At 57.7% G+C, this 3,175-nt stretch carries 3 protein-coding genes and 4 tRNA genes; all 7 read left to right on the forward strand.

What is annotated here, in order from left to right; all coding sequences use genetic code 11:
* The first annotated feature begins 198 nt into the window (after positions 1–198).
* Complete coding sequence (locus MD273_RS18370; RefSeq protein WP_239039238.1) at positions 199–1,164, forward strand: biotin--[acetyl-CoA-carboxylase] ligase; 966 nt, start codon at positions 199–201, stop codon at positions 1,162–1,164.
* On the forward strand, positions 1,161–1,892 hold the full coding sequence (locus MD273_RS18375; RefSeq protein ID WP_239039239.1) for a type III pantothenate kinase: 732 nt from the start codon (positions 1,161–1,163) through the stop codon (positions 1,890–1,892). The genes MD273_RS18370 and MD273_RS18375 overlap by 4 nt, the downstream gene beginning before the upstream one ends.
* On the forward strand, positions 1,889–2,635 hold the full coding sequence (locus MD273_RS18380; protein ID WP_239039240.1) for a hypothetical protein: 747 nt from the start codon (positions 1,889–1,891) through the stop codon (positions 2,633–2,635). Before MD273_RS18375 ends, MD273_RS18380 begins: the two co-directional genes overlap by 4 nt.
* Before the next feature lie 31 nt (positions 2,636–2,666).
* A tRNA-Thr gene (locus MD273_RS18385) sits at positions 2,667–2,742 on the forward strand.
* A 41-nt stretch (positions 2,743–2,783) separates the two neighbouring features.
* Positions 2,784–2,868, forward strand: a tRNA-Tyr gene (locus tag MD273_RS18390).
* A gap of 10 nt (positions 2,869–2,878) precedes the next feature.
* Positions 2,879–2,953: transfer RNA gene (locus tag MD273_RS18395), tRNA-Gly, on the forward strand.
* Between the two features lie 13 nt (positions 2,954–2,966).
* Positions 2,967–3,042 (forward strand) — tRNA-Thr (locus MD273_RS18400).
* Positions 3,043–3,175 lie beyond the last annotated feature (133 nt).

Genomic DNA, 3,175 nt, shown 5'->3' on the forward strand with positions numbered 1-3,175 from the left:
GCCCATGCGAGAGTAGGTCATCGTCAGGCTCCTAATACCAAAACCCCCAGCGGCTTCGCCGTTGGGGGTTTTTTATTGGCCGCGAGAAAGCGACGGCCTGCGGGAGTGTCCGCATATTCGCTAACCCCTTCTTTGTGTTTTCCGGTCTCCTGGTGTTTAATCCGCCCTTGTCCATCTTTTCAGTCCGGATGCTGTTTCATGAAATCCAAAGCACTGATCACTCTTCTCCGGGATGGGAATATTCATTCCGGAGAGTCGCTCGCCCAATCCCTGGGTGTAAGTCGCACGGCTGTCTGGAAGCAGATTCGTCGCGCCGTTGACGATGGTTTTGAAATCGCGACGGTGAGAGGCAAGGGGTATCGGCTCCTCACGCCTGTGGATCTCCTCGACGCAGGAACGATTTCGGATGGTATTGCCCCGGAGCTACGTTCCCGGCTCCAGTTGACGGTCCTCGATGAAGTGGATTCAACCAATGCTGAGGTGCTTCGGCAGTGGCAGGCAGGGGTGAACGAGATCCCTGTTTGTATTGCCGATTGCCAGACGGCGGGCCGGGGGCGACGGGGAAATGTCTGGCAAAGTCCTCGCGGCGAAAATCTTTACCTCAGCATGGGGCTCACCTTCCATGGTGGATTTTCCGTTCTGGACGGCCTTAGCCTCGTGCTTGGGGTGGCCGTAGCGAATGCTCTGGAGGGGCTGGGGGCGGAGTCCATCGGCCTTAAGTGGCCCAACGATATATTTCTGCCCCAGGGTAAGCTGGGTGGCATCCTTGTGGAGCTGCAGGGGGAGTTGCAGGAAGGGGTCGTACAGGTCATCGCGGGCATTGGGATCAATGTCCATATGTCCCGGGCGGATTCCGTCGATCAGCCATGGACCAGTCTCGCCTCGGCCTTCCCGGCTCAGGCATGGACTCGTAACCGGATTGCGGCGGCCGTTATAAACTCGGTCCAGGATGCCGTCGGGATTTTTGCCGAAGAAGGCTTCGGTGATTTTCGTTCGCCCTGGCAAAGCAGGGATATATTCCTTGGTCGCCATGTCCGCGCTCGGGGAGGCGCCCTTGAGGGTACCGGGGCCGGTATCGACGAGGGGGGCAATTACCTGCTGCGAACCACCGAAGGGGTGGTCCCCGTGAGGGCCGGAGAAATCAGCTTGCGGGTGCGTCCATGAGATTGTTGATAGACGCCGGGAATACCCGTCTGAAATGGCAACTGGGCAATCGCGAAGGCATTACGGCCCATGGCGTAGGGAAACTGTCAGACCCGGATCCCCTGCCCGGATTGCCTGCGCAGCCACGAGTGCGTCGCATCAGTGTATCGACGGTCGCCGCCGAAGCCAGTCGCGAGCAGCTGGTTGCCCACCTGGAGGCCCGGTTTGGAGTTCCCGCAGTATGTCATTGGTCGGAAGCGCAGCGGGGCGGTCTCATAAACGCCTACCGTGACTATCCGCGCATGGGCGCTGATCGCTGGCATGCCATGTACGGGGCCTGGCAGGACTACCGGGACGGCTTTGCTGTGATTGATGCTGGCAGTGCCGTGACCATCGATTATGTGGATCAATCCGGGCAGCATCTGGGTGGCTTCATCCTTCCCGGGTTGCAGATGATGATCCGAAGTCTCCAGACCGATGCCGCTCGTATCTGGTTCGATCCCGAGCAGGTGCTGCAAACCGCGCCCGGCACCAGCACAGGAGAGTGTGTGAATCATGGCCTTGCGTGGCTGTCAGCTGCGATGATCGAGCGAATCCAGGCAGATGTCGACCGGATTGGGCTAGGGGATATCCTGGTGACCGGCGGCGATGCCGAACGTCTGCAGGGCCTTGGTCTCAACGCTGTTCACGCCCCCGACCTGGTTCTCCGGGGGCTTGCGGCGATCGATTCGGAGGAGCTGGCTATATGAGGTGGCTGGCCCTGATACTCTTTTGTATCAATGTTTTTTTCTGGTACTTCGCCGACGTTATGCAGCCTCCGGCGAGGTCCTCCGAAACGGTGTCCGGTACGCTGCCGCGCGTTGCCAGTCTCAAGGCCCCGCCGGTCGGGGATCAATCGGCTAACGGCCCCCGGGAAGTTGGGGTAGAGAATGGAGAAGAGGAGGGGCTGGCCACGACTGATCCTGCAGAAACTGGACAGCAGGCCGTCGAAGAATCGGTTCCCTTGCAGTGCGTTCGAGTCGGGTGGCTGGAGAGCCGGGAGGGCGCGGAGGCGCTTCTGGCAGCAATCGGCGGGTTGGAGGCCGGTAACGTCACGATCGATGAAGTAGAGCGGGACCGGCCACCACTTAATTGGGTCCTGATTCCTCCACAACCCGCGGACATCGCGCTCAGACAGTTCCGGGATATTCAGCGCCAGGGAATCGATTCCTACCTTGTCACGGAAGGGGAGTATCGGAATGCCATTTCTCTGGGCCTGTTTGAGTCCCGTGAAGCGGCAATATCTGTACTCGAAGAAAAAAAACGTCAGAATCTCAATGCGGTACTAGCCAAATACAACCGAAATCAGATAAGCTACGCCCTCGATTTTGAGGCTGAACCGGACCTCACTGAGGAGCTGGTTCAGGCGGTAACTTCGGAATACGGCAAAAATTTCGATTTCATCGAAATCAACCCTTGCGAAGGTGTTGCAACGCCAGAAAAAACTCCGTAGTATACCGCCCTCGCTGACGAGGCGAATGTGAGCTGGCGTAGCTCAGTTGGTAGAGCAGCTGACTTGTAATCAGCAGGTCGGGGGTTCGATTCCGTCCGCCAGCTCCACTTTAAGTTTTGAGCAGATTCGTGGGAAGCGAGTTTGTACGGGAGGGGTTCCCGAGTGGCCAAAGGGATCAGACTGTAAATCTGACGGCATCGCCTTCGCAGGTTCGAATCCTGCCCCCTCCACCACTTATTGCTCGCGGGCATCGTATAGTGGCTATTACCTCAGCCTTCCAAGCTGATGACGCGGGTTCGATTCCCGCTGCCCGCTCCAATTTGGTTTTAACGCTCATGTAGCTCAGTTGGTAGAGCACACCCTTGGTAAGGGTGAGGTCGGCGGTTCAAATCCGCCCATGAGCTCCATTTTTATCCGGTCAACGTTACGATCCAGGTTGATTAGGGGAGTTGGTCAAATGTCCAAAGAAAAATTTGAGCGTAGTAAACCGCACGTAAACGTGGGTACTATTGGTCACGTTGACCATGGTAAGACCACCCT

Origin of the sequence: Marinobacter sp. C7 (assembly GCF_022343555.1) — a bacterium.
In the GTDB taxonomy this organism is placed as follows: domain Bacteria; phylum Pseudomonadota; class Gammaproteobacteria; order Pseudomonadales; family Oleiphilaceae; genus Marinobacter.

Excerpts from the sequence above, each read along its gene's own strand:
- MD273_RS18370 (WP_239039238.1), top strand. The coding sequence starts at position 199 with ATGAAATCCAAAGCACTGATCACTCTTCTCCGGGATGGGAATATTCAT.
- MD273_RS18375 (WP_239039239.1), top strand. The coding sequence starts at position 1,161 with ATGAGATTGTTGATAGACGCCGGGAATACCCGTCTGAAATGGCAACTG.
- MD273_RS18380 (WP_239039240.1), top strand. The coding sequence starts at position 1,889 with ATGAGGTGGCTGGCCCTGATACTCTTTTGTATCAATGTTTTTTTCTGG.